At 62.2% G+C, this 26609-nt stretch carries 23 protein-coding genes and 1 pseudogene; 13 read left to right on the top strand and 11 right to left on the bottom strand.

Annotated features, from left to right (window positions below; translation table 11 throughout):
• Window positions 1–3: 3 nt before the first annotated feature.
• Window positions 4–1440, top strand: a complete 1437-nt coding sequence (locus AAEZ08_RS07995) for an NAD(P)(+) transhydrogenase (Re/Si-specific) subunit beta (RefSeq protein ID WP_058063347.1) — start codon at window positions 4–6, stop codon at window positions 1438–1440.
• Between the two features lie 181 nt (window positions 1441–1621).
• Here the strand turns inward: AAEZ08_RS07995 and mdaB are convergent, their stop codons facing one another.
• Entirely contained in the window at window positions 1622–2212 is a 591-nt protein-coding gene (gene mdaB / locus AAEZ08_RS07990) for an NADPH:quinone oxidoreductase MdaB (protein ID WP_500124033.1), read from the bottom strand.
• Window positions 2213–2331: 119 nt separating this feature from the next.
• Window positions 2332–3321, bottom strand: coding sequence for a bile acid:sodium symporter family protein (locus AAEZ08_RS07985; protein ID WP_500124032.1), 990 nt, complete (start codon window positions 3319–3321; stop codon window positions 2332–2334).
• Between the two features lie 87 nt (window positions 3322–3408).
• Here AAEZ08_RS07985 and AAEZ08_RS07980 point away from each other — a divergent pair, with 87 nt between their 5' ends.
• The 6 genes from AAEZ08_RS07980 (at window position 3409) to AAEZ08_RS07955 (ending at window position 7737) form a co-directional block, all read left to right on the top strand.
• Window positions 3409–4209 carry an AraC family transcriptional regulator gene (locus AAEZ08_RS07980; protein WP_500124031.1) on the top strand — a complete coding sequence of 267 codons (801 nt, stop codon included), beginning with the start codon at window positions 3409–3411 and terminating at the stop codon, window positions 4207–4209.
• A 165-nt stretch (window positions 4210–4374) separates the two neighbouring features.
• Window positions 4375–4584 (top strand): DUF1127 domain-containing protein, encoded by a 210-nt coding sequence (locus AAEZ08_RS07975; RefSeq protein ID WP_003284160.1) that lies wholly within the window; start codon window positions 4375–4377, stop codon window positions 4582–4584.
• Window positions 4585–4694: 110 nt separating this feature from the next.
• Window positions 4695–5012 carry a DUF2388 domain-containing protein gene (locus AAEZ08_RS07970; RefSeq protein WP_003284162.1) on the top strand — a complete coding sequence of 106 codons (318 nt, stop codon included), beginning with the start codon at window positions 4695–4697 and terminating at the stop codon, window positions 5010–5012.
• 112 nt (window positions 5013–5124) lie between these two features.
• Entirely contained in the window at window positions 5125–5421 is a 297-nt protein-coding gene (locus AAEZ08_RS07965) for a DUF2388 domain-containing protein (protein ID WP_003284163.1), read from the top strand.
• A gap of 43 nt (window positions 5422–5464) precedes the next feature.
• Window positions 5465–5785, top strand: coding sequence for a DUF2388 domain-containing protein (locus tag AAEZ08_RS07960; RefSeq protein WP_500124097.1), 321 nt, complete (start codon window positions 5465–5467; stop codon window positions 5783–5785).
• Entirely contained in the window at window positions 5782–7737 is a 1956-nt protein-coding gene (locus tag AAEZ08_RS07955; RefSeq protein ID WP_500124030.1) for a DUF7844 domain-containing protein, read from the top strand. The genes AAEZ08_RS07960 and AAEZ08_RS07955 overlap by 4 nt, the downstream gene beginning before the upstream one ends.
• Before the next feature lie 251 nt (window positions 7738–7988).
• On the opposite strand, the gene AAEZ08_RS07950 is transcribed toward AAEZ08_RS07955, so the two are convergent.
• The 8 genes and pseudogenes from AAEZ08_RS07950 to polA all read right to left on the bottom strand — a co-directional run bounded on the left by AAEZ08_RS07950 (window position 7989) and on the right by polA (window position 20456).
• Entirely contained in the window at window positions 7989–8879 is an 891-nt protein-coding gene (locus AAEZ08_RS07950) for a hypothetical protein (RefSeq protein ID WP_500124029.1), read from the bottom strand.
• 238 nt (window positions 8880–9117) lie between these two features.
• Window positions 9118–9303 (bottom strand): annotated as a pseudogene (locus AAEZ08_RS07945) (hypothetical protein); the annotation flags it as partial.
• Window positions 9300–10238: a hypothetical protein gene (locus AAEZ08_RS07940; protein WP_500124028.1), complete on the bottom strand. Its 939-nt coding sequence runs from the start codon at window positions 10236–10238 to the stop codon at window positions 9300–9302. The gene AAEZ08_RS07940 and the pseudogene AAEZ08_RS07945, both read right to left, overlap by 4 nt.
• Window positions 10235–13513: a toxin VasX gene (locus tag AAEZ08_RS07935; protein WP_500124027.1), complete on the bottom strand. Its 3279-nt coding sequence runs from the start codon at window positions 13511–13513 to the stop codon at window positions 10235–10237. The genes AAEZ08_RS07940 and AAEZ08_RS07935 overlap by 4 nt, the downstream gene beginning before the upstream one ends.
• Window positions 13510–14379: a DUF4123 domain-containing protein gene (locus tag AAEZ08_RS07930; protein ID WP_500124026.1), complete on the bottom strand. Its 870-nt coding sequence runs from the start codon at window positions 14377–14379 to the stop codon at window positions 13510–13512. The genes AAEZ08_RS07935 and AAEZ08_RS07930 overlap by 4 nt, the downstream gene beginning before the upstream one ends.
• Window positions 14376–16481: a type VI secretion system Vgr family protein gene (locus AAEZ08_RS07925; RefSeq protein WP_500124025.1), complete on the bottom strand. Its 2106-nt coding sequence runs from the start codon at window positions 16479–16481 to the stop codon at window positions 14376–14378. The genes AAEZ08_RS07930 and AAEZ08_RS07925 overlap by 4 nt, the downstream gene beginning before the upstream one ends.
• Window positions 16482–16665: 184 nt before the next feature.
• The gene (locus tag AAEZ08_RS07920; protein WP_003284174.1) at window positions 16666–17184 is read right to left on the bottom strand and encodes an Hcp family type VI secretion system effector; all 519 of its coding nucleotides are present in this window, start codon (window positions 17182–17184) and stop codon (window positions 16666–16668) included.
• A gap of 527 nt (window positions 17185–17711) precedes the next feature.
• Window positions 17712–20456, bottom strand: a complete 2745-nt coding sequence (polA, locus tag AAEZ08_RS07915; protein ID WP_500124024.1) for a DNA polymerase I — start codon at window positions 20454–20456, stop codon at window positions 17712–17714.
• Between the two features lie 76 nt (window positions 20457–20532).
• Between polA and AAEZ08_RS07910 the strand changes: the two genes are divergently transcribed.
• From AAEZ08_RS07910 to ppnN, 6 genes are all read left to right on the top strand, one after another.
• On the top strand, window positions 20533–20817 hold the full coding sequence (locus AAEZ08_RS07910) for a DUF2782 domain-containing protein (protein WP_003284176.1): 285 nt from the start codon (window positions 20533–20535) through the stop codon (window positions 20815–20817).
• Between the two features lie 24 nt (window positions 20818–20841).
• Window positions 20842–21795: a homoserine kinase gene (locus AAEZ08_RS07905; RefSeq protein WP_058063340.1), complete on the top strand. Its 954-nt coding sequence runs from the start codon at window positions 20842–20844 to the stop codon at window positions 21793–21795.
• 165 nt (window positions 21796–21960) lie between these two features.
• Window positions 21961–22581: a CDP-alcohol phosphatidyltransferase family protein gene (locus AAEZ08_RS07900; RefSeq protein ID WP_058063339.1), complete on the top strand. Its 621-nt coding sequence runs from the start codon at window positions 21961–21963 to the stop codon at window positions 22579–22581.
• A 69-nt stretch (window positions 22582–22650) separates the two neighbouring features.
• On the top strand, window positions 22651–23271 hold the full coding sequence (locus AAEZ08_RS07895; protein ID WP_003284180.1) for a lysophospholipid acyltransferase family protein: 621 nt from the start codon (window positions 22651–22653) through the stop codon (window positions 23269–23271).
• A gap of 1 nt (window position 23272) precedes the next feature.
• The gene (locus tag AAEZ08_RS07890; RefSeq protein WP_003284181.1) at window positions 23273–24202 is read left to right on the top strand and encodes a phosphatidate cytidylyltransferase; all 930 of its coding nucleotides are present in this window, start codon (window positions 23273–23275) and stop codon (window positions 24200–24202) included.
• Between the two features lie 201 nt (window positions 24203–24403).
• Window positions 24404–25777 carry a nucleotide 5'-monophosphate nucleosidase PpnN gene (gene ppnN / locus AAEZ08_RS07885; RefSeq protein ID WP_181067009.1) on the top strand — a complete coding sequence of 458 codons (1374 nt, stop codon included), beginning with the start codon at window positions 24404–24406 and terminating at the stop codon, window positions 25775–25777.
• A 77-nt stretch (window positions 25778–25854) separates the two neighbouring features.
• Here the strand turns inward: ppnN and AAEZ08_RS07880 are convergent, their stop codons facing one another.
• Window positions 25855–26562: a TSCPD domain-containing protein gene (locus AAEZ08_RS07880; RefSeq protein ID WP_102820380.1), complete on the bottom strand. Its 708-nt coding sequence runs from the start codon at window positions 26560–26562 to the stop codon at window positions 25855–25857.
• Between the last annotated feature and the right edge of the window lie 47 nt (window positions 26563–26609).

Raw genomic sequence — 26609 nt, 5'->3', positions numbered from 1 at the left:
GCCATGAGCATGAACCTGATCACCCTGCTCTATCTGGTCGCCTCGGTGTGCTTCATCCAGGCACTGAAGGGGCTGTCCCACCCCACCACCTCACGACGCGGCAACCTATTCGGCATGATCGGCATGGGGCTGGCGATGCTCACCACGGTCGGCCTGATCTTCAAGCTCGGCAGCGAGCTGGCCACCGCCGGCATCGGCTACGTGCTCGTCGGCCTGCTGATCGGCGGTAGCGTCGGCACCATCATGGCCAAGCGCGTCGAGATGACCAAGATGCCCGAGCTGGTCGCCTTCATGCACAGCATGATCGGCCTGGCCGCGGTGTTCATCGCCATCGCCGCGGTGGTCGAGCCGCAGTCGTTGGGTATCGTCGAGCAGATGGGTTACGCGATTCCGGTGGGCAACCGCCTGGAACTGTTCCTCGGCGCGGCCATCGGTGCCATCACCTTCTCCGGTTCGGTGATCGCCTTCGGCAAGCTGTCCGGCAAGTACAAGTTCCGCCTGTTCCAGGGTGCCCCGGTGGTATTCAAGGGCCAGCACATGGTCAACCTGGCCGTCGGCCTGGCGATCCTCGGCCTGGGCCTGGTCTACACCTTCACCGGCAACCTGACCGCCTTTGCCATCCTGGTGGCACTGGCGTTCGTCATCGGCGTGCTGATCATCATCCCCATCGGCGGTGCGGACATGCCGGTGGTGGTGTCGATGCTCAACAGCTACTCGGGCTGGGCAGCCGCCGGCATCGGCTTCTCGCTGAACAACTCGATGCTGATCATCGCCGGCTCGCTGGTAGGCTCGAGCGGCGCAATCCTCTCGTACATCATGTGCAAGGCGATGAACCGCTCGTTCTTCAACGTGATCCTCGGCGGCTTCGGTGCCGACGCCGATGCCGGCGGCCCGGCGGGCGCGCAGCTTGAGCGCAACGTGAAGTCCGGTTCGGCCGACGACGCCGCCTTCCTGCTGACCAACGCCGACACCGTGATCATCGTTCCCGGCTACGGCCTGGCGGTGGCCCGCGCGCAGCACGCGCTGATGGAACTGGCCGAGAAGCTGACGCACATGGGCGTGACCGTGAAGTACGCGATCCACCCGGTCGCCGGGCGCATGCCGGGCCATATGAACGTGCTGCTGGCGGAGGCCGAGGTGCCTTACGAGCAGGTGTTCGAGATGGACGACATCAACTCCGAGTTCGGCCAGGCCGACGTGGTGCTGGTGCTCGGCGCCAACGACGTGGTCAACCCGGCGGCGAAGACCGATCCGAAGTCGGCGATCGCTGGCATGCCGATTCTCGAGGCCTACAAAGCCAAGACGGTCATCGTCAACAAGCGCTCCATGGCCAGCGGCTATGCGGGCCTGGACAACGAGCTGTTCTACATGGACAAGACCATGATGGTCTTCGGCGACGCGAAGAAGGTCGTCGAGGACATGGTCAAGGCCGTGGAATGATCGCCTCGCGCTGAAACGAAAAACCCCTCCCGGCCCGTGCCGCGAGGGGTTTTTTCTTTACGTAGGGTGGGCTTCAGCCCGCCAATGCCGGTCGCCTTGGCCTGGGCCTAATCGCAGAACTTTCCACATCGGCAGGCAACTCCAGGCACGGAGTCAGCCTTCGGACAGCTGAAGCAAAGCGTCATACCGCAAAGGCGAACACCTCACCCAGGTGCCGGCGATAGCGCTCGACATCCGCCTCGACCTGCGGCCGCTTCATCACGTCGACACAGAGGAAGGTCGGCAGGCCCTGCATGCCGAGAAACTCATGGGCCTTGTGGAACGGAAGGTAGACCGCATCCACGCCCTTGCCGGCAAAGAAATCGCTGGGGTCGTCGAAGGCCTGCTGCGGCGCGTTCCACGTCGCGGAAAGCATGTAGCGTTTGTCTTGCAGCAGGCCGCCGCTGCCGTACTTCTGCGACGCGTCGGAGCGGGTGCGGCCATCGTTGGCGTAGAGACTGCCGTGGCCGGCGGTGAACACCTCGTCGAGGTATTTCTTCACCGTCCAGGGTGCGCCCATCCACCAGCCGGGCATCTGATAGATCAGCGCATCGGCCCAGAGGATCTTCTCGACCTCCTGCTGCACGTCGTAGCCGGCATCGATCTCGGTGGTGCGCACCTCGAAACCTGCCGCCGTCAGGGCTTCGATGGCGGCCTGGTGCAAGGTGGCGTTGTAGCGACCGGCAGAATGCGCGAAGGCCTTGCCGCCGTTAAGTAGCAGAATCTTGTTCATGGAACACCTCAGCAACAGAATGGCGCGCAGCTTAGCCACCCGTGCACACCGCTCCCAGACCGTAACGGGCAAATGATCTTTGCGCTGCAGTCACGAATCCGTCGCTGATTGGCTTCAAGTCAGCCCGCTTTTGCGACCGGGGTTGTTTCTGGTCGCGACGCATAGCGCTGCGCAAGCACCGCGCAGACCATCAACTGAATCTGGTGGAACAGCATCAGCGGCAGGATCAACGTCCCCAATGCACCACCGGCGAACAGCACCTGCGCCATGGGAATCCCTGTGGCCAGGCTTTTCTTCGAGCCAGCGAAGAGGATGGTGATGCGGTCTTCCAGATCGAAGCCCAGCCAGCGCGCGATCAGCCAGGTGATGAACAGTACCAACGCCAGCAGCAGACAGCAGGCCAGTACCAGGCCGAGCAATTGTGGCAGTGGTACCTCATGCCAGATACCCTCGACCACCGCATGGCTGAACGCGGTGTAGACCACCAGCAGAATCGAACTCTGGTCGACGTTCTTCAGCCAGCCCTTGTTGCGCGCCACCCAGTCGCCGATCCAGCGCCGCGCGATCTGCCCAGCAACGAACGGCAGCAGCAGCTGCACGACGATCTTGCCAATGGCGTCTAGCGTCGAGCCACCCTCGCCCTGCGCGCCCATCAGCAGCAGCACCAGCAACGGCGTGAGGAAGATGCCGATCAGGCTTGAAGCCGCCGCACTGCACACCGCAGCGGGAATATTGCCGCGCGCCAGGGACGTGAAGGCGATGGCCGACTGTACCGTCGCCGGCAATGCGCAGAGGTAGAGCATGCCCAGGTACAGCTCTGGGCCGATCATCGGCGTCAGCAGCGGGCGCAGCGCCAGCCCGAGCAGCGGAAACAGCACGAAGGTGCAGCCGAAAACCAGGAGATGCAGACGCCAATGCCCCATGCCGGCCAGGATCGCGCTGCCCGAGAGCTTGGCGCCGTGCATGAAGAACAGCAGGGCGATCGCCAAATTGGTGATCCACTCGAACACCACCACGCCCTGCCCACGCGCTGGCAGCAGCGTGGCGATGGCTACAGCGCCCAGCAGCGCGAGTGTGAAGTTGTCCGGTAGCAGGCGAGGTCTGGTCATATGCGCTCCTGATTGCGTGGCTTGCGGCAAGTTGCCAGCGAGTCTACTGTCGACTCGAATAACCGACTAACGCCATTGGCCAGACAAATGTCGCGAAAAGGACAAAACGGTCTTGCGCGACGCAGCATTCCCGCAATGCAAGCGCTGCCACGCCCAGTGTTCGCTCGCAGCGAATCCCTGCCCGAGCGGACCACCACCCCAAGGCACAGCCACCCCTGGGCGCAGCTGTCCTACGCCATCAACGGCGTGCTGCGGGTGCACACCGACCGCGGGCGCTTCCTAGCTCCGCCGCAACGCGCCATTCTGATCCCCCCGGGTTTGCTCCATGAGGTAATCAGCTCGCCGCACACCGAGATGCGCAGCCTGTACATCGACTATCGCGCCGTGGCGTGGGCGCCCTCCCATTGCCAGGTGCTGGCCGTCAGCCCATTGCTGCGCGAGCTGATCCGCGCCTTTGATGCGCTGCCGGTGGAGTACGACGAGCAGGGTGCCGACGGCCGACTGGCCGCGGTGCTGCTCGATCAGCTGCGCGCAGCGCCAGCGATCGGCTATTCCCTGCCCTGGCCCAGCGACGCCCGTCTTCGCCAGGTCTGCGAGGCGCTCTATGAGCAACCCGATCTTTCACTCAGCCTGGTGCAATGGAGCGAACGCCTACAGGTTTCCGAGAAGACCCTGACCCGCCAATTTCAACGCGACACTGGTCTCAGCTTCCGCGCCTGGCGTCAGCGCCTGCGCCTGCTCAGCGCCCTTCCCCTGCTGGAGCAGGGCGAGCCGGTTACCGACGTCGCGCTGGCGTGCGGTTACGAATCCACCTCGGCCTTCATTGCCGCTTTCGGCCAACAATTCGGCACCACACCGGGTGCTCTGGCACGCGCTACAAGCCGATAGACGCAGCGGCACAACAGTTGGCGCACACGCAACCGATACAGTTGCGCTGATAGATCGACTGTACCGACACAATCGGGAATCCCTGTGACTGTTTCGCTCTGGCTGCACACGCGATCCTGTGTAGCCATAACCCGCCCCCGGTTACACCGGGAAGGAACGCGTACCATGGACCGCACGCTACCCCGCCCTTACGTTGTCACCCGCGCCAGACACCGCTGGCAGCAAATGCTGCGATCCTTGCAAGTGCTGCAACACTGGCGCCGCAACATCCGCACCCGCCAGCAGTTGGCGCTGCTCGATGATCGCCAGCTTGCCGATGTCGGCATCAGCCACAGCGAACGCGCGGCGGAGCTGAACAAGCCGTTCTGGCGCTGAGGCGACCTCCATCGCCTACGATTCGGGCCTATGCTGCGTGCTGCATGGCCGCAGCATCGGGAACGCCATTCCCGCGACGCGGTCTAGTAGCTCACTACTGGAGATCTGCCATGCCCCGAATCCTGCTCCCCCTCTTCGCTGCCGGTGTTCTGCTTAGCGGCGGCGTCTCCGCTGCCAGCTTCACCGCCACCACCGATATGGTGGTCGGCGGCCTGATCAATACCGTGGATGCCACGTCGGACCTGACCTCGTCCCTGCGCGACGACAAGCTGGTGCTCGATGCCCGCGACGATGCCGCCCGCTTCGTCGCTAGCCAAGGCGATCTGCGCGGTGCTCATCTCGAGGCGGCACTGCGGCACATTCGCAGCGAGCAGCCGCAGCTGGGCGCAAGCGATCTGCAGTTGGCCCAGGCCATCCTCGCCCTCTGATACATGCGACAGCGCGAGAGCGCTGTCGAAACCTGCGGATGCAACCGGACGCTGGCTCTGCAGCGGGCGTTTCGCTAGCCTTGGCGCCGTTTTTCTCGGCAACAGGTTCAGCATGCGTTCGTTTTCTACTGCACTTCTGGTTCTCGCTTGCACCGCCACCCAGGCTCATGCCATCGATGTCACTATCGCTAGTGTCGTGCAGAGCAGCTATGTCAGTAGCCAGCTGACCAGCGCCCCCTTCGACAACAAGCTGATCGCCGAAGCCCGCGACGATGCCGCCGGTTTCGTCGCCAGCGGGGGGCAATTCGTCGCTGCACGTTTGCAGGCAGCCATGTCACGCCTGCGCCAGGAGCATCCGGAGCTCGCCACCAGCGATCTGGAGCTGGCCGAAGCGATCCTCGTCCAATAACCGCACCGGCTTGCCAGTGCCCCGACCCATGAGAGATTCATCCATGTACAAGCTATTGCTCGCCGCCCCGCTGGCGTTGGCCGTCATCGCGGGCACTGCCCAGGCGCAAACCTTGGTCGCCACCAGCAACATCGTCGTACGTGCCCTGGACCGCAGCATCAACTTCACCTCCGACGTGACGAGCCGCATCAGCGACATGAAAGTCGTCGTCGGAGCCCGTGAAGACGCCGCCAGCTTCGTCGCCAGTGCTGGCGAAATCCGCGGAGCCCATCTGGAGGCAGCGATTGGCACGCTGCGCAGCGAATTCCCCGCAGCGCGTGGCGCCAGCGACCTGCAACTGGCCGAAGCCATCCTCGCGCTGTGACCCGCCTCGGCGCCTGGCTGCTGGCGAGCTGCCTGAGCCTGGCCAGCATCGCAGCTCATGGCGAGCTGCGACTGGCCCTCGATTCACGCACGCTGGACGCCGAGCAACGCGCAGCCAGCCAGGCGCTGCTGGACGAAGCCATGGCCGCACTGCCGCCGCGCCTGGTGCAGAGCCTCGACCGCGAAGTTCGAGTGCAGTGGCGCGATGATCTGCCGGAGCAGGCCTATGGCCGCGCCGGCGGCAATCGCCTTCAGCTCAATCGGCGCCTGCTACCGGCACTTACCGACGGCAGCGCTGCCAGCGAGAAGACCAATCGTCCCCACGGTACGGTACGCCGCGAGCTACTCGCCACGGTCGTTCACGAAGTAGCGCATCTATACGACCGCGCCCGCCTATGGTCGCCCGAGCAGCACCTGCTACAGGGCCAATGCCGCCAGCGTGCCGGCAACCTAGGGCTGATCGGCCTGCCCGACCACTGCCGGGGGCAGACCGGCCGGCGCTTCACCCTCAGTGATGACCCCCGCCTGCTCGATCTGGCCGGCTGGCCGCAAAGGGTCGGCAAGCGCGGCCTGCGTGAACACGACAACGCTCAACTGGTACGCAGTCCCGACCCGTACGAGCTAACCAGCCCGCTGGAATTCGTAGCCGTTAACCTCGAGTATTTCCTGCTCGACCCCAGCTACGCCTGTCGCCGCCCCTCCCTGCAACGCTACCTGCGCGACCACTTCAGTTGGGCACCAGAAAACGCTGCCGATTGCGCCGACGACTATCCGTTTCTGAACGCCGGTCGCGAGTTCGGCCGCACGCCGCTGCTGAGCCTCGATCCCGCGCGGGTCTATGAGGTCGACTACCTGTTTGCCGAAGCCAACGATGCCTGGGTCAGCCGCTGGGGCCACAGCATGCTGCGCCTGGTGATCTGCGCCCCCGGTCGCGAGCCAGGTCCCGATTGCCGACTGGATCTGGATCATCACCTAGTGCTGTCCTTCCGTGCCTTCGTCGACGACGTTCAGCTGTCCAGCTGGGACGGCCTTACCGGGGTCTATCCCTCTCGCCTGTTCATCCTGCCCCTGGGCCAGGTAATCGACGAATACACCAAGGTGGAGTTGCGCAGCCTGGCCTCGGTGCCGCTGAAGCTGCAGCGCGACGAGATTCGCCAGCTGGTCGAGCGCAGTGCCGAACTGCACTGGAGCTACGATGGCGACTACTACTTCCTGTCCAACAACTGCGCGGTGGAAACCCTAAAGCTGCTACGCAGCGGAACGACCCGCGACGAGCTGGTCGCACTGGACAGCATCATGCCTAATGGGCTGCTTGAAGTTCTTATTCACCGTGGCCTGGCCGACGCCGGAGTGCTCGACGATACCCGTGAGGCGCTGCGTCTCGGCTATCGATTCGACTCCTACCGGGACCGCTACCAGGCCATGTTCACCATCCTCAAGGAACGCCTTGGCCTGCCGCAGGACAGCGTCGAACAATGGCTCGAACTCGACGCCGCCGACCGTCAGCAATGGATTGATCGCGCGGACCTACGTGCTACCGCCGCCCTGCTGCTGGTCGAACAGGCGGCCCTGCGCCGCCAGCTACTCCTCGCCCAGGATGAACTGAAAAACCGCTACCTCGGCGGCCGCGGCCGCGACGCCACACTGAACAAGGCCGACGGCGCCTTGCAGGAGATCCTCGCCAACAGCGGTTACCTCAGCCGCCCGGCCGAACTGCTCGACGGCCCAGGCTACGGCCTGCCGCAGCCCAACGAATGGACCCGCCTGGAACGCGAGAGCGAACAACGCCAACTGCGCCTGAATCAACTGAGCGAAGAGCTGGATCAGGAAGTCCGGGTGCTGTTGGGGGATGAGCGGCGGAAGGAGCTCGAAGCGATCGAATTGAACCTGGCCCAGATCGGCGAGCATCTGCGTGGGTTGCACAAGGCTGGGGGTGGGTTGGAGTTGCCGTGAGAGTGTTCCATCGCCGCAACCTCGCTCTATCGAGCTGCGACATTTAGCGCCCACTGGCAGATAGTTATTACTTAGCCAGTAACTCATTTACCGGCCTGACCGTTACCGCGACCGATCAGCGGGCAGCCGCTCTGTGGCGAGCGATGGAGAGTTTTGCTCGGCGACGTCGTAGGTGGAGGACTCCTGTGTCCAGCTAGACGGGTAGAACAACAGGCCGACAGACAGCATTAGCCTGTCGACCTTGTAGGGCTTCACTGCAACCGCATTAGATGCACCTCCGAATCAACACGGCTAGTGAAAATAATGTCTCCTACACTTTTGTGGTAGCTCTTGCTGCTCTTGGTCTGCGTTAGCTGCAACTTCCCCATTTCCAGCCATTTATTCAGGACGCCCCGGTAGGTCAGTTGATTGCTGGACTCATCTCTCGGATAGCTCATCTGTAAGCCATACGTAATGCCCTGATCACTGATCTTGTCTATGGAAAAGACCGTAGGCTGATCGGCACATATAGCCGCCCACCGGGTATCAGATCTAGCCAGCTGCGGCGTGCGCGGCGGGAAAGCAAGGCACAGCAATTGGGCAAGCTTCTCTGGCTCCAGAGTATTGAGTCCTTGCAGGTCTTCGACATCCAGTTCGTACGCTTGCAACTGTTGAAAGCCACCATTGGCGTCAAGGCGTACTCGGAACGGTCTCTCGGTGATGGCTTTTAACAGCTTCCAGCTTTGATTAAGCGAATGCTCAGGATCCTTAAGCCCTGGATGAATCACGGCGAACTCGCCCTCATGCATGTCATCCATTTCAGTGTTGGCGTTGCGCGTGTCGATCGTGAATAGCAGGGACGCCAGTCGCTCACGAACAACTATGTAAGGTATGCGGCCCTCAAGCTCGATCTGACCCCCGTCGGACACTAGCACCTCAAAGTTCAGTTCGAACTCCAGATGGCTGGGTGGGCGGGAAGAGTTGCTCATCACAGGACGCGCGGTAACGCTACGGCTGGTGATCGATGAAATCTGGTAGCGCTGCTGCTCGCCAACCTCGGGAATGAAAGGGACTTCTTTCTCTACGGAGACCGACGGACGTGGGAACGGCTGCTCGGATGCTTCGTCCTGGCCACATGCCGTAAGCAAGACGACGATCGCCAATATAGGAAATCGCCTGGGAATTCGAAGTGATTTATGGTTTGAAAGGATCATCGTAATTACTTTAATGATTGGCTGGTGTGTAATTAGGTGCTACTGAGTTCTTTTTATCACTGACTGGGTCAGACTATGGAGAACGATAAGAATCGGGATGCCAAGCATGATGGAAAAAATTATCGTCAGCCCCAAGTTTCGGCCACCAAAGCATCTGTATTCAAAAGAATCGGAACTGCCAGCATTAATTATGGCCAAATCACCATAGCCGACGAACCAAAGCTGTACCTCCTATATCCAGAAAGACATCGTTCTTACGCCAGATAATGTTGAGCACATCCTTAGGCGGCTGGCCGGTGGGGATATGTGGCGGGGCAAGATAGTCGTCTTGTGAGAGCAAACCTTTACGGCTGCTGCCGACGGGCTGAGTCATGCGGCGATTTGCTCCACGGCCAGTGTTGCCTCGCGCTCGGCGATTGCTTGTTCCAGCTCAGGTGAGCGTCTGGCCCATTGCTCGGGAGGCAAGGGTTTGGACCATTCGACGACTTCAGGGGCAGTAAGGTCAGGAGGGGGTACGAGCTTCCGTTCTTGTAAGTAAAAACCAAGTGGCGCACCAAGGAAGAAAGTGAAAAATAGATCTTTAAACGCGGACTTGAAATCCCCTTTCAAGATTGACCGGACAGCATCACCAATGAGGCTAAAAAACCAGCCAAGTAGACCTTTCCCGGTCTGCTCGCCCTCGAAGTTGCATTTCGGCACAGCTTCTGGCCCGACCTCCATATAACTGCGCATGCACTCCCATAGGCACATAGCCGTAATGCCGCCGCCACAACTAAAACCCAGGCTGAAATCACGGTCTTCTTTTTTTGCATTTGGGTCTGGGTTGGTAAAGCCAACTACCAGCAGGCCTTGCGTCGCTTTACCGTGTTGGCCTATTGATGAAACTGAAGTGGCAGCAGCCGTGACCTGCTCCCAAGGCACTATCCAATAAGTGCCATCGTCACGCGGTACGCAGACTTCGCGGCGTTGGCGGTTAAAGCGCACGGGCAAAGGCACTGGTTGGGTCAGGCTGTGGAGAACGATCAGGGCGGGAATACCCACGATTATTCCAAAACCCCATGCCAACATAGATGTCGCTGGCCCTCCCGAGTCAGCCCAGATCAATAGTATGGCAAGAAGCAACACAGGCCATATCACCATCACCGCCGAGCCGATGCTGTAGTCCCCGATATCCAGAAAGACATCGTTCTTGCGCCAGATGGTATTGAGCACATCCTTGGGCGGTTGGCCGGTAGGGATATGCGGCGGGGCCAGGTAATCGTCTTGTGAGAGCAGGCCTTTACGGCTGCTGCCGGCGGGCGATGTCATGCGGAATCCTTGGGTTGCAGGTAGCCGGTGCCATCCAGGCGATAGGGTGTGGCGCGATCCAGTTCCGGAGTGGGGTCGCTGGCGCGCAGGGTGATCACCTCACCTTCGGTTAATAGCCCGTTGGGGCCGAGGGTATACGCCAGCCCGCGAGGACCGCCAATGACATTCTCCATGCCGGCCAGCAAGGCGACTGGGCTATGGTAGCGCAGGCGCAGGGACAGGCGCGTCACTGGTCGGCCGAAGGGGCCGCTAAGGCGTAGTCCCTGGCCTTCGCTGACGGGTATCCACGTGCACTGGCATCCATTCAACCAATCCGCCCCCTGGTCGGTGGATTCGCCCTGTGTACCACCGCCAAATATCCTGGCACTGGTCGGGGTATTATTGCCAATCAGCGCCAGCTCCACTTGCACGGAGCTGGGCTCAGCCCCCGGCAGGTCGATGGTCAACGAGCTGATGGCGTTCTGGGTCAGGGTATCGCCCACGTTGGTGGGGATACGCACCTCGTCAACTTTCATGCTGAGCTGGGGTTGATACAGGAGCGCCAGCAGTTGCTCGAACTCGGTCACCTGGGTGGCGGGGGCGATGCTTTCCTGCTTGTAGGCACGGCCACGGGACCAGCAGCAGCCGGCCAGGTAATTTTGCAGGGGTGTGGCCTGGCGTAGCCAGGCATACAGATAGAGGCCGCCCAGGCCCAGCAACAGCAAATTAAGTGGCCCCATACCCAGACGGAAGCGGCGAATGGCGGTGGGGGTGTCGATTTTATTGGCCAGGCGCATACCGGTTAGACTTAAGCCAAGCAAAGTCTGTGCGCCATAGACCGCAACCTGCCCTGTGACCGCGAGTTGGCGAATTTCCAACCAAGGGTCGATACGGTCTTGGGCATTTTCAATCTGTTGTTTAAGCGATTGAAGCTCAAAAACAGCGGCGCCGAATGACAAGCCCCCGACCAAGCCCCCAAATAAAGTCAGGGTTGGAGCAGTGAAGGAAAGAGTTCGCTTCGCCAGGGTAAGTTCCTGCACCCCCTTCCCCACAATTACCCAGTTCTGCACCACTGCCGCCAGAGCCGCCGCCGTAAACAACGTGGCGGACAATCTATCGGCTCGACGCTGGTCATCTTCGCCTTCGAGCACACCGGCCTGCCTAATATAGGTTTCGGCATTCAGGGCATTGAGCAGCAAGGCTGCCAGCGGCAGGATGCCGCCACTGTTGGTGATCGCCGGGGATTGGACAATACCGGCAACCCGTCCGCTACGAATGGCCTGTGCAGTGTTGCTGGCCCACTTACTCAAGGCTTCGGCTTTCGCCCCCATCAAACGCCAGACTTCCACGCCATTTTCCACGGCGCGCACCAGGCGCGAGTCCTGACCAAAGCGGGTCACCAGCAGCAGCCCGACCAAATGCGTAGCCAATTGCGTGTTGTGCTTAAGCAATACCAGCGCACCGCCCAGGCGGGCGACGGTCGTGGCCCAGGCACCTTCAATATCGCCGGCCAGGCGCTCGATAGCGCGCAGGGCGCGTTCGTCGAGCGTCTGGCCGGCCAGGGCCGCGCGGGTTTCCCCCAGGTTCTCCAGGCTCAGGGCTGCAATCAGTTCATTGAAGCGGTTGGTGTTATTCAGCGCCGCCTCAAGGGACGGGCTCCAGGCCTGGAAGATCAGGCGGAATACGCCCTGGTCAGAGGCCCGCACAAAGCCGGCAAACTGTTCAGCGCCTTGCGCTTTAATACACTGGCCGCTCAAGCAGGCAGCTGCCAGGTCGTCGAGCCACTGCAAATGGCTGGGATTATCGTATTCGACAAACCAGGTGCCGGCGGCATGGCGTGGCAGGTAAACCGCACGATCAGTGTAGAGCACAGCATGCCGTTCATTGACTTGGCGATAGTGCTCAGGGGCTTCTTGTTCAAGCCATTCATCCATGCGTTCCAGGTCAATATATTCAGAGACCTTGGCGCTGGCCCGGCCGCCCGCAAGGTTGCTGGTTTTTTCCGTGCGGTATTCACGTACCACCCGCTCCACCTCGGTATGCAGATGGGCAGGAATGAACTGGCGTACCGGCGCGGTGGTGGCGGCAACCTCGGCATGCACGTTGACCAGCAGTGCATCAGCCTGCTGATGTGAGTACTGGCGGCCGCGCTCATGGTTGATGCGCGTCTCTTCCTGAAACAACTCCTGCAAGCGCCGCTGACTCGCGAGCAGGGTTTCGCCTTGCTCATGTGTCAGCTGAATATCCTCCTCGCGGTAGCGGTAATTGATGATGTTGGCAACCTCGCTGCCATCCTCGCGAATAAGGCTATGGATAAAACTGCCCACCGTTTGGCGCAAGTTATTGTCGGCGATCCACTCTTCGTGGCCTGCCTCCAGTCGCTCCTGCTCGTGATTGAGGTCGCGTAGCACACCAAGATCGTCGTCCAGGCTGGCGAACACCCCATGCAAAGCGCCAGCCTGGCTGCGCACCTGATTGAGCCAGGTATCTGTGGCCGGCACATCCCATGGTTGCGCGCTCCATTCGCCGGGCGCGCGTTCGGCGGCCTCTGGCTGGCGGGCGGCGGCCTGTTCGCGCTCGCTCAGCCAGGTACGGGCATGGACGTACGTCTGAATGCGCTCGGGGGTAGGTTCGTCCATCATCTGCTTGCCGAGGGCATCCACACCCTCGCGGTAGGCGTCGCCGTTCTGCGCGTAGTCGTGGGACAGGGCCCGCTCGCGAATCTCGGGCATCAGTTCGGCCATGACCTGGTCGGCACCATCCAAGGCCGGGCAATGGTCGGCCTCCAAGGTGCGCGCGATTTGAGTCAGGCGGATGCGGCGCATGCGGGCGCGGCGCTCGCCCGCCTCGCCCGCTAGGCGCTGGTGGACGGCAGCGGTCAAAGGGATTTCGGTATAAAGCAACAGTGCGTCGTGTTGCTTGTTTAGTGCGATGCCAGCGATGCTGCCGTTGGCCACGTCGCTGGCGGCGTCATCCACCCCCTGCTCCAGCAACTGGCCGTCGGCGGCCACGGCAAAGCGCCGCAGTGGCCCTTGGTCGTGCCATAGATAAAGGTAACCGGGGCGCAAGCGGCGCAGAGCCATGGGATGGCTTTGGGTTCTGCCCGCTGGTTTGCAGCATTTATGCGCGGCTGCTTGTTCGGCCAGAGCATAGCGGACGGGAGCAATAAAAACCTCGGCCTGGCGCGCCGGGCAGCTGGCCACGGCACTGGACAGGTCGTCCTTTTCGAAGTCCTGCTTCGCGGCTTGGTCGGCTTGGGCCAGGCGTAACATTCGATCTTGAGCTCGGGCGGTCATGCGACTGACTCCTTGTCGATGCGCAGCAACTGGCACTGCAACTCGGTGATGAGGTTGTCCAGGCGTTGAGCAGGGAGCGCGCCGCGCTGCTCCAGCAGTTGTCGATACCTGTGGTGTTCAGGAGCCTGGGGGAAATCATTGCCCAGCTCGACCAGCAAGCCGGCCCAACGGGTAACCTCATCGGCGGCGCTGTAGCCGTAGCGCGCCGCGCTTTGCCAGCACAGGACGGCGAATTGCTGCTGAGCGGCGGCGTCCATGCCTTGCAGCGATTCGGGATAAAAGCGTTGCAGATGGGCCAGCAGACGCTGATCGAAGCAGGCGTGCTTGGCCTGGTTTAACTGTTCCAGTTGCGCCTGGGAAAGGCGCAGCCAGGGCGTGTCGGCATAGCACGCAAATGTCTGCGGCTTGTTCTCGCGTAGTAGCGCCAGTTCCGCGCCAGAATCTGCTGGTAGGCGAATACGCTGCACTGGTCCCATCAATGGATCGCGTTCGTCGGCTTTCAGCGGGCCCAGCCATAAAACCATGATGCGTGGGTCGTGGAAACGGAACAGGGTCGTTTGATCACCATCCAGGCGCACATGAATCAGGCTGCGCAGGTGCTCGACCAGATCGTGTTCGCTCGCATCGGACTCCAGCCAAATGCCGGCCGTTGCTTGCCACTCCTGCTGGAATACCTGCGCAAGCTCGCTGTGCGGCCGTACCGCTACCAGCAGCGGGCCAACTTCGGCCAGCGCCTCATAGACGCTTTGCTGGTAGAGCAGATGCAGCGAGGGCGATTCTTCCAAGACATAAATTTTGGCGGCCAGTCCATCGATCTGCGCGCCGTCGAGTAGCAAATAGCTATTCAGCTGCGATAGGGCCGTCATATCTTAGCCTCTAGCTGCTGACAAACTTCACAGACCGGTAGGGCAGTGCGCGCCGCCTGTTGCAACGCCTGTTTCTGCGCCTGAATCAACAACTGCCCAGCCTTATCCGCATCCGCCGCCTTCACCTTCCCCGGCAATATCGGCGCCGCGCCCAATCCCTTTCCCGAACTTCCACCCGAGTTCATCCTGATCAAAGGCCCGACCATGGTGATGCCGCTGGCATCGAGCTTGATAAAGCTGCCGCCAGCCTTGAAGGTCAGCTCGCTGCCGGCTTCGAGCACGACCTTGAGGCCGCTGGAAAGGTGGATTTCATTGCCCGCCTCGATGAACTGGCCGGTGCCGATTTTCAGGTGCTGGCTGTTGCCCACGGTGAGGTGGTCATTGGCGCGGACTTCGGTCTTGCGGTCGGCGTGGGTGGTGCGGTGTTCTTCGGCGCGGAACTCGCTGTAGCTGTTGGCTTCCACCGTGTCGTGGCGCTCGTGGCCGACGCGGATCTTCTGGTCGTGCTCGATGTTCTCGTCCCAGTCGCGCTGGGCGTGGAGGTAGATCTGTTCGGCACCCTTGCGGTCTTCGATGCGCAGTTCGTTGTAGCCACCACCACCCGGGCTGCTCAGGGTCTTGAACACCGTGCGGGTCTTGTTGGCCGGCAGGTCGTAGGGGACCTGATGCTCCTTGTGGTACAGGCAGCCGGTCACCAGCGGTTGATCGGGATCGCCTTCGAGGAAGGTCACCAGCACTTCCATGCCGACCCGCGGGATGGCGATGCCGCCATTGCGGTCACCCGCCCAGCTGGAGCTGACGCGCAGCCAGCAGCTGGTCTTGTCATCGGCCTGGGCTTCGCGGTCCCAGTGAAATTGAACGCGTATTCGTCCGTATTCATCGCAGTGGATTTCTTCGCCGGCGGGGCCGGTGACCACGGCGGTCTGGCTGCCGAGCACCTTCGGCTTCGGATGGTTCAGAGCCGGGCGGAAGGGGATGTCCCAGGGGGTGGCGGTGAAACGGTTGCGGTAGCCCTGATGGAAGTGGGAGCTGGCACGAGCCCCCTCACCCCAGCCCTCTCCCCATAGGGGAGAGGGGGCCAGTCCCAGTTGAACTGGGGCATTGGTAGTCGACTCCTCCAACACCTGCGGCTGCTTGCCTTCATGCAGCACTTCGGTGAGCAGCCAGAGCTGGTTCCAGTCGCTGCGGGGGTGTTCGCCGAGCGGGAGGAAGTGCCCGCTCGCCAGTCGTGGCTGGTCGCTTTCGCCTTCGGCCAGTTCGTAATCATGGCGGTGGCGCTCCAGGGCGCGCTGCGACAGGTGTTTGCCGCGGGCGCGCTCGGTGGTGAAGCGGCCGGGGTAGTCGTAGTCTTCGAGATCGGGCTGGAAGTCGCTATGGAAAGCGGCCTCCATGGTCAGGCGCGGCTTCTCGAAGTCGTAGTCGCGGCGGGTGACGCGGCTGGTGCGGGTCTCCAGGCGCAGGCCGAAGCGTTTGATTACCGGCTGGTCGGCGACCAGGCCGCTGTCCTGCTGATAGGCCGTGGCGGCAAGCTTGGGGAAGACGGTCTGGTCGTCGCCGAACACCAGCACATGGCCGGCAGTGCTGTGCTGGAAGTGATAGTGGATGCCCTCTTCCTCACACAGGCGCTGGATGAAGTGCAGGTCGGTTTCGTCGTACTGCACGCAATATTCGCGCGGCGGATAGATCACCGGGCCGAGCTGGAAGCGGTAGGCATCGGCCTGGATACCGTGCTCTTCCAGCACTAGGCTGATGATCTTCTCAACCGTCAGGTGCTGGAAGATTCGCTGGTTCGTGCGATGGGCGAGGTAGGCCAGCTGCGGCACGAGCGTCAGTCGATAGCGGGTCAGGCGCTTGCCGGACTCACCCTGGGCGGCCTGATGCACCAGCCCATGAATACCGCTGCCATCCGGCGCGAAGGCGAGGAAAGCCGGTCGATGCAGCAGGCTTTCCAAATCCAGGTCGGGGCGCTCGCTGACCAGTTCCAGGTCGAAGCGATAGGGTTGGCTGATGGCCTCGCGGCCCCGGAATTCGAGCACCTTGAAATCACGCTCAATGCCTTCGAGGGAAAGCGTGAAGTGGGCCTGGTTGGCTGGGGCGAACATCCATGTTCCTCCTGTTCAGTCCATGTATCGGCGCATGGGCGCTTGCGGAGCCCCGTGTAACACACGGCCGGCCGCTCTGGAATGCGCTTTTTCCGCATTCCAGATCGGCAGTACGGCGTTTTGCCCAGTGCTTCGCAAAAAGCGTTCGGCCAGGCGATGCCTGGCCGAAGCAGACCGCGCCGAATCAGCCGGCGATCGGGGTACGCCAGTCGTCGGAGCCGGAGGTGCCGGAAACTTCGTGGGTCCAGACGATCTTGCGGTAGGTGAAGTACACGTCTTCCAGATGGGTGAAATGGGACATGTTCGGATCCTGGCAGTTAGGCATGCGCGACTGCACGTCGACGATCACCGCATCTTCCAGTTCGATGGTGTAGTAGTGCTCCTGCGTGCCGGTCGAGGAGGTGCGGTACCACTCCAGACGGCACTTGTTCAGGCGCTCGCCGGAAGTCAGGGCATTGAAGATCAGCGGCGACGACTTGTCGAACACCTTGGTGATCATCAGCGGCTTGTGTACGCGCTGGCCTGTCGGCTGACCGGACTGCGGGTCACGCGGGATGATGACCTGATGCTGGAAGGCCTGCACCAGGATCTGGTCCTCATGACCTTCCTGGAAGATGTTGCCAACCGAATCCTCGGTGAAAGTACCGGCAGTGATCAGGCCTTGCTTGGTGCCTTCGAGGGACAGATACGCGGGTGTTGGCATGGGTGCTCTCCTTGTCTGAAATGAGTGCCGAATGGCCATTTCATAACAACAAACGCTATGCCAATAATAAAAAAATACTTAATTATCAATAAGATATGTAATGTACAACACACGGCGCAAATAGCAGAAGTGATGCCCAGCACAGAAAGCTGCGCAAGTTCTGGCGCAGTCGTGGCAACAAGTTGCGCAACAGCGCCCGAAGCCCGGCTGGCCACAGTGTAAACAACTTACCCACAACTTTATCCACAGATCGCCTGTGCAAGAAACTGCGCAGACCATTGCCGTTGGCGCGGCGTCATACCACTTTCCTGAAGGCAAAAAAAACCTCGAACTTCATTGGGGGAGGGGGAAGTTCGAGGTCCAAATCCGGACCGCTAGGGCGGGGTCCAGAGATCTGCCAACACTTAACACAACAAGGAGCATCGAAGGGCTTTTACACCCTTCGCATGCTCTGACCGAAGAGTTGCAATGGAAGTTCAACGCGTTCAAAAAAATTTGTCGGCTAACGACATTTTTCGGCAGTTGGGTCAGTGTGCTTCGTCCCAGTTGTTGCCGACACCCGCTTCCACCAGCAGTGGTACATCCAGCGTCGCGGCCTGGCTCATCAGCGGGCAGACCTGCTCGCGCACCCGCGCCACCAGGTCTTCGCGCACTTCCAGTACCAATTCGTCGTGCACCTGCAGAATGACGCGCGCATCCAGCCCGCTCTGCTGGAGCCAGCCGTCCACGGCGATCATGGCGCGCTTGATGATGTCCGCCGCAGTGCCCTGCATCGGCGCGTTGATCGCGGTGCGCTCGGCGCCCTTGCGCATGGCGCCGTTCTTCGAATTGATCTCCGGCAGATACAGCCGACGGCCGAACAGCGTCTCGACATAGCCCTGCTCCGCCGCCTGGGTACGCGTGCGTTCCATGTAGGCGAGCACGCCCGGGTAGCGGGCGAAATAGCGGTCGATGTATTCCTGCGCTTCCTTGCGACCGACGTCGATCTGCTTGGCCAGGCCGAAGGCGCTCATGCCATAGATCAGGCCGAAGTTGATCGCCTTGGCGCTGCGTCGCTGGTCATTGCTGACCTGCTCCAGCGGCACGCCGAAGACTTCGGCGGCGGTGGCGCGGTGCACGTCCAGGTCGTTCTGGAAGGCGTGCAGCAAGCCGGCATCCTGCGCCAGGTGAGCCATGATGCGCAGCTCGATCTGCGAGTAGTCAGCCGCCAGCAGTTTGTACCCTGGCGCCGCAACGAAGGCCTGGCGGATCCGTCGCCCCTCGGCAGTGCGGATCGGGATGTTCTGCAGGTTCGGGTCTGAGGAAGACAGCCGGCCGGTAGCGGTCACCGCCTGGTGGTAGCTGGTGTGAATGCGCCCAGTGCGCGGGTTGATCTGCTGCGGCAGCTTGTCGGTGTAGGTGCCCTTGAGCTTGCTCAAGGAGCGGTGCTGCATGATCACCTTGGGCAAGGGGTAGTTCTGCTCGGCCAGGTCGGCCAGCACGTTCTCGGCCGTGGAAGGCTGGCCACCGGCGGTCTTGGACAGCACCGGACAACCGAGCTTTTCATAAAGGATGGTGCCGAGCTGCTTGGGCGACCCTAGGTTGAATTCCTCACCAGCTATCTCAAAAGCTTCACGCTCGAGTTCGACGAGCTTGTTGCCAATTTCGACGCTCTGCAGGCCAAGCAGATTGGCATCGACCAAGGCGCCGTTGCGTTCGATGCGCGCCAGCACCGGCACCAGCGGCATCTCGATCTCGGTCAACACCTTGAGCAGCGACGGCGTTTGCTCCAGCTTGCCGAGCAGGGTCTGGTGCAGGCGCAGGGTCACGTCGGCGTCCTCGGCTGCGTAGGGGCCGGCCTGTTCGATGGCGATCTGGTCGAAGGTAAGCTGCTTGGCGCCCTTGCCGGCGATGTCCTCGAAACGGATGGTGCCACGGCCGAGATATTTCAGCGCCAGGCTATCCATGTCGTGGCGCGTAGCGGTGGCGTCGAGCACATAGGATTCAAGCATGGTGTCGAACGTCATGCCGCGCATCTCGATGCCGTAGTGTATCAGCACGTTCATGTCGTACTTGCCGTGCTGGCAGATCTTGATCTTGCCCGGATCTTCCAGCAGCGGCTTGAGTGCGGCGAGCACAGCATCGCGATCGAGCTGTTGCGGTACGCCCATATAGCTGTGGCCGAGCGGCACGTACGCAGCCTCTGCGGCCTCGATGGCAAAGGACACGCCGACCAGTTGCGCCTTCTGCGCGTCAAGACTGGTGGTTTCCGTGTCGAAGGCGAAGCACTCAGCGGCCTTCAGGCGCTCGAGCCACACATCGAATTCGGCTTGCTCAAGGATAGTGGTGTACTTGGCCTCGGCTTGAACCGAGCAGCCTTCGGGTTGAACCTCGCAGTTCTCGCCTGCCGCCTTGGCTTCGCGCAGCAGGTCGTCCAGCCAGTTCTTGAATTCCAGCTCGCGGTACAGCGCGATCAACGCTTCGCGGTGCGGCTCGCCGGGCATCAGGTCACCGACCTCGACATCCAGCGGCACGTCGATCTTGATCGTCGCCAGCTCGTAAGACATGAAGGCGGCGTCGCGATGCTCCTCCAGCTTGGCGCCCAGTGACTTGGCGCCGCGGATCGGTAGCCCGGCGACCTGATCGAGGTGCTCGTAGAGCCCCTTGAGCCCGCCGGGGATGCCGTTGAGCAGGCCGCAGGCGGTCTTTTCACCGACGCCGGGTACACCGGGAATGTTGTCGACCTTGTCGCCCATCAGCGCGAGGAAGTCGATGATCAGCTCAGGGCCAACGCCGAACTTGTTCTTCACGCCTTCGATGTCATAGACGCTGCCGGTCATGGTGTTGACGAGCGTGACGTGGGGGCAAACCAGCTGCGCCATGTCCTTGTCGCCGGTGGAGATCACCACGTCACGGCCCATCGCCGCACACTGCCGGGCCAGGGTGCCGATGACGTCGTCAGCCTCGACACCTTCCACGCACAGCAGCGGCATACCAAGGGCGCGGACGCTGGCATGCAGCGGCTCGACCTGGGAACGCAGGTCATCCGGCATCGGCGGACGATGGGACTTGTAGTTTTCGAACAGCGCATCGCGAAAGGTCGGACCCTTGGCATCGAAAACCACCGCGAACGGGCTGTCCGGATATTGCCGGCGCAGGCTGAGCAACATGTTCAGCACGCCTTTGACCGCGCCGGTCGGCTTGCCGGTGGAGGTGGTCAAAGGAGGCAGAGCATGAAAGGCGCGATAGAGGTAGGACGAACCGTCCACCAGGATGAGGGGAGCTTGGCTCATGAGCGGAATCAACCTTTTCGGCGGGCCCGGAGCTAGAATGCCAAGGACCACTTATCGACAAAGGGACAAGGTTACCATGCGCGCTCTCAAACACCTGATGCTGGCCAGCCTGCTGGCGAGCGCTCCCCTAGCCGGTTTTGCCCAGGAGTCGGTCGACGGCGAGCCCGACGTAACCATCCGTCAGGAAGGCGATCGCACCGTCGAGGAATACCGCGTCAACGGCTTCCTCTATGCCGTGAAGGTCACACCCAAGCGCGGCAAGCCTTACTTCCTGGTGCGCGCAGACGGCAACGACGGCAACTTCGTGCGCTCCGATCAGCCGGACATGCTGATCCCTTCCTGGAAGATCTTCAGCTGGTAAGCCATTAGTCACCGGGAGGACAGCATGTCGGTATTCACGCCCCTGCAACGCGATGAACTGGAAGCCTTTCTGGCGCCATACCGGCTCGGCCGGCTGCGCGATTTTCAGGGCATCGTCGCAGGCAGCGAGAACAGCAATTTCTTCGTCAGCCTCGAACAGGGCGAATACGTCCTGACGCTGATCGAGCGCGGGCCGAAGCAGGATCTACCGTTCTTCATCGAGCTGCTCGACGTGCTGCATCGCGCCGGCTTGCCGGTGCCCTACGCGCTGCGCAGCGCGGATGGCGAAGCGCTGCGCGAACTGGCGGAGAAGCCCGCGCTGCTGCAGCCGCGACTGCCCGGCAAGCACGTGGTCGAGCCCAACCCGCACCATTGCGCCGAAGTCGGCCGGCTGCTGGCCCGTCTGCATCTGGCCACCCGCGAACACATCCTCGAACGCGCCAGCGACCGTGGCCTGGACTGGATGCAGGAGCAGGGGCCGAGCCTGGCGCTGAGCCTGTCCGAGGACCAGCTGCCGCTGCTGCGCGATGGTCTGGCAGAGATCGCCGAGCTGCGGCCGAAGCTCCTCGCCCTGCCTCGCGCCAATCTGCATGCCGATCTGTTCCGCGACAACGTGCTGTTCGAAGGCAGCCATCTGACCGGGGTGATCGACTTCTACAACGCCTGCTCCGGGCCGATGCTCTACGACCTGGCCATTGCCGTGAACGATTGGTGCTCGCACCCCAATGGCGAGATCGACGGCGAGCGCAGCGAACCCCTGCTGGCGGCCTACTCCGCGCTGCGCCGCTTCACACCGGCCGAAGCCGAGCTCTGGCAGCCGATGCTGAGGGTGGCCTGCGTGCGCTTCTGGCTGTCGCGGCTGATCGCGGCGCAGCGTCACGAAGGCAAGACGGACGTGCAGGTGAAAGATCCCGGCGAATTTCATCGGCTGCTCATGGCGCGCCAGCATCCATCCAGCGCGCTGCCTTTTGCGTTCTAGGTGATTTGCCGGCATCGGCGCAGCGCGAAAGCGTTCAACACCTCGCAAATTTTCCAGTGCAGCTTGCGACCGCAGGGGCTTTACCCCAAAGTGCCGGGCGCACAGGATGCGCGCTGACGGTAGCCGAAACGCGCTATTCCCCCCATCATCGAAAGGAATCGATGCATGCCTTCCATCTATCAACTCAAACCCCGCTTCCAGGCGCTGTTGCGTCCGCTGGTTCAGCGTCTCTATGAGCGCGGCATCACGGCCAATCAGGTCACGCTGACAGCGCTGGTCGTGTCGCTGGCAGTTGCCGCAACAGTCGCGCTGCTTGTCGAGAATCTCTGGACCTTCCTGCTGATCCCACTGTGGATGCTGCTGCGCATGGCACTGAACGCCATCGACGGCATGCTGGCGCGGGAATACGGCCAACAATCGAAGCTTGGTGCCTATCTCAACGAACTCTGCGACGTGGCCGCCGATGCGGCGCTCTATCTGCCGCTCGCACTGGTGGCCGGCGTCTGGCCTGCCGCCGTGGTGTTGGTGGTGGTACTAGCGGCGCTGACCGAGTACGCCGGCGTGCTCGGTCCGATGGTGGGCGCCTCACGCCGTTACGACGGCCCGATGGGCAAGAGCGACAGGGCCTTCGCCTTCGGCGTGCTGGCTACCGGCGTCGCCCTGGGCCTGCTGCCAGCCGTCTGGATCAACGGCTTGTTGCTGCTGATCGCCGGGTTGTCGGTCGTCACGCTGAGCAACCGAGTCAGGCAAGGCCTGGCGGAAAGCGCAGCTGCACCATCCGAATAACCCCAGCACCGAAACCGGCCACCAGGCCAGCGCCACCGCCCTCTCGTCAGAAAACAAGGAACAACATCCATGCTCGGCTCCTTGCTCGCTTTTGCGATCACTTCCGTAGCGCGCCTGCTGACCGGCACTCGCAGCCTCTGGATCGGTTGTGCACCGATCGGCACGCAACGGATCTATTTCGCCAATCACAGCAGCCATGGTGATTTTGTGCTGCTCTGGGCATCGCTGCCGCCCGATCTGCGGCGCAGAACTCGACCCGTAGCGGGCGCCGATTACTGGCAGAGCAGTGCGCTGCGTCGCTTCGTCATTCACGGTCTGTTCAAGGGTGTGCTGGTGGATCGCGAGCGCAGCGGCCCGGAGTCGAATCCGCTGCAACCGATGCTCGACGCCTTGGCTGGCGGCGATTCGCTGATCCTCTTCCCCGAGGGCACACGCAATCTGGAAGAGGGGCTGTTGCCGTTCAAGAGCGGGCTGTACCGCCTGGGCCTCGCGTGCCCGGACGTGGAGTTGGTGCCGGTATGGATCGCCAATCTCAATAGGGTAATGCCCAAAGGTCGCAGCCTGCCGTTGCCTCTGCTGTGCAGCGTGAGCTTTGGCGCGCCAATGAGTATCGAGAACGACGAAGACAAGGACGCGTTTCTGCAGCGCGCTCGCCTTGCTTTGCTAGAACTGGCCCCGAAGGAAGACTGACATGGATCGCAATACCCTGCTGCTGTTCGCCGGTATCGGCGCCCTGCTCGCCCTGGCCTCGCTGATCGGTTTCGTCCTCAAGCGTCGCAGCGGCGGCGAGAGTCCGGTGATCGACAACCTCAACGCGCGCATCAATGCCTGGTGGGTGATGGTTGCGCTGATCGGCATCGCCTTCTGGCTCGGCCACACCGCGGTGGTGATCCTTTTCTATCTGGTGTCCTTCTTCGCATTGCGCGAATTCATGACGCTGACACCGACGCGCAGCAGCGACTATCCGGCCTTGGTCGCGGCGTTCTATCTGGTGCTACCGCTGCAATATCTACTGGTGGGTGTCGGCTGGTACGGCCTGTTCGCCATCTTTATTCCGGTCTACGTCTTCCTGCTTCTGCCCATCCTGGCATCGCTGGGTGGCGACACCACGCGCTTTCTCGAACGCGCATCCAAGGTGCAATGGGGGCTGATGATCGCAGTCTTCTGCGTTTCCCACGTCCCCGCCCTGCTCACCCTGGAGATCGCTGGCTACGAAGGTCGCAACCTGCTGCTGATCGCCTGGCTGATTATCGTCGTGCAGCTTTCCGATGTGCTGCAGTACGTGTGCGGCAAGCTGGCCGGCAAGCGCAAGATCGCGCCGCGCCTGTCGCCGTCCAAGACCGTTGAAGGCTTCGTCGGCGGGATCTTCCTCGCAACGCTGATCGGCGCGGCGCTGTTCTGGATCACCCCGTTCGCCTGGTGGCAGGCGGCCCTGATGGCGTTGCTGCTGAATCTGCTGGGTTTTTTCGGCGGACTGGTGATGTCGGCGATCAAGCGCGACCGTGGCGTCAAGGACTGGGGGCACATGATCGAAGGCCACGGCGGCATGCTCGACCGGCTCGACTCGGTCTGCTTCGCCGCGCCAATCTTCTTCCACCTGGTGCGCTACGGCTGGACCTGACCTGCCGGGCACTTGCGCTGCGGCGAACCGCCGATTGCCCCGAGGGTCGAAGTTGCCACGGCGCTCAGGGCGCTTTGCCTTCGCGCCCACCGAACGGATCGCCCACCACCCCTGCGTCACCGCGTTAAGATGGCGGCACGCAGCCGCCGTTTTGGTGCACCAGCTCCTCGATGGTGTCGCCATCGAACTCAGGAATCATCAATGACCCAACGCTATGTAATCAACGCCTCGGTTAGCCCCAAGGGCAGCCTTGAAACACTCTCGCAACGCGAAGTACAGCAACTGAGCGAAGTCGGCGCAGGCAGCACGCACAAGCTGTTCCGCCAGTGTGCCCTGGCAATCCTCAACACCGGCACGCGCATCGATAACGCCAAGACCATCCTCGAAGCCTACGAGGACTTCGAGGTGCGCATCCTGCAGCAGGATCGCGGCGTACGCCTCGAGCTGTTCAACGCGCCGGCCGACGCCTTCGTCGATGGCGAGATGATCGCCAGCACCCGCGAAATGCTCTTCAGCGCGCTGCGCGACATCGTTTACACCGAGAGCGAGCTGAGTGCCGCACGCATCGACCTGAGCACTTCCCAGGGCATTACCGATTATGTTTTCCACCTGCTGCGCAACGCCCGCACGCTGCGCCCGGGTGTCGAGCCGAGCATGGTGGTGTGCTGGGGCGGACACTCGATCAGCACCGAGGAATACAAGTACAGCAAGCGCGTCGGCCATGAGCTGGGCCTGCGCAGCCTGGACGTCTGCACCGGCTGCGGGCCGGGCGTGATGAAGGGACCGATGAAGGGCGCAACCATCGCCCATGCCAAGCAGCGCCGCAACGGCAGCCGCTACCTGGGACTGACGGAGCCGGGCATCATCGCCGCCGAGGCGCCGAACCCGATCGTCAACGAGCTGGTGATCCTGCCGGACATCGAGAAGCGCCTGGAAGCCTTCGTCCGGGTCGGCCACGGCATCATCATCTTCCCCGGCGGCGTCGGCACGGCCGAGGAATTCCTCTACCTGCTCGGCATCCTGCTGCACCCGGCCAATCGTGACGTGCCGTTCCCGGTCATCCTCACCGGGCCGAGCGATGCCGCAGACTATCTGCAGCAACTGCACGATTTCGTCGGCGCCACCCTCGGTGAGGAAGCGCAGAAGCGCTACCAGATCGTCTTCAACGACCCCACCGAAGTGGCGCGGCAGATGACCGAGGGCCTGCGTGAGGTGCGCCGCTTCCGCCGCGAACGCAACGACGCGTTCCACTTCAACTGGCTGCTGAAGATCGAGGAAGGCTTCCAGCGGCCGTTCGATCCGACCCACGAGGCTATGGCCAGCCTGCCGCTGCGCCGCGACCTGCCACCCCACGAGCTGGCCGCCAACCTGCGCCGCGCGTTTTCCGGCATCGTCGCCGGCAACGTCAAGGACAAGGGCATCCGCCGCATCGAGCAATACGGCCGTTACGAGATCCACGGCGACACGGCGATCATGCAACCGCTGGACAAGCTGCTGCAGGCCTTCGTCGAGCAGCACCGCATGAAACTGCCCGGCGGCGTGCCCTACACGCCGTGCTACCGCGTGGTGACCTGAGCGCAAGTCGCTTCGCGCGCAACAAAAAAAGGCCCGGGCATCAGTCCGGGCCTTTTTTCATGAGACCGCTCGAGCGGTCAGCCGCACTTGGAGTTGCCGCAGTTCAGGCAGGTGGCGCAGCCATCCATCTGCACCACGGCCTGGGTGTTGCACTTGTTGCACAGCTGCGCGCCGGCCGGAAAGCCTTCGCCCGGCTCGACGGCCACCGCGCCCTGGCTGGCCTCGTAAGCCGCGCGCTTTTCGGCCAGGTACTTGAGCTGCGTTTCGTCCAGCGCATGGCCTTCTAACATGCCGATGGCAATCAGATGGCGCTCCAGAACCGCACCGATCTCGGCGACGATCGACGGCATGTAGACGCCGCCCTTCTTCAGGTAGCCGCCGCGCGGATCGAACACCGCCTTCAGCTCCTCGACCAGGAAGGTGCAGTCACCGCCCTTGCGGAACACCGCGGACATGATCCGGGTAAGCGCCACGATCCACTGGAAATGGTCCATGTTCTTCGAATTGATGAAGATCTCGAATGGCCGACGCTGCTCGTGCGGAGTGCCGGCGTTGAGCACGATGTCGTTCACGGTGACGTACAGCGCGTGTTCGAACAGCGGTGACTTGATCTTGTAGGTCATGCCGATCAGCGTTTCCGGACGCTGCAGGCTCTCGTCCATTTCCACTACATTGACGGCCTTGCTCGCCTTGTTGTCGGTATTGGCCGCAGCGGCCGCGGGGCGTTCGAGGGCCTCGTCGACGACCTTGAAGCCCTTGATGCGCTGGGTGATCTTTACGGTCATTGTGCAGATTCTCCTGCCGGGCGCAGCGATGGCCCGGCGCTTATACG

This window comes from Pseudomonas sp. E45-MNA-CIBAN-0222 (genome assembly GCF_040310405.1).
GTDB lineage: Bacteria > Pseudomonadota > Gammaproteobacteria > Pseudomonadales > Pseudomonadaceae > Stutzerimonas > Stutzerimonas stutzeri_AC.
This window is presented reverse-complemented; position numbering and strand designations above follow the sequence as displayed.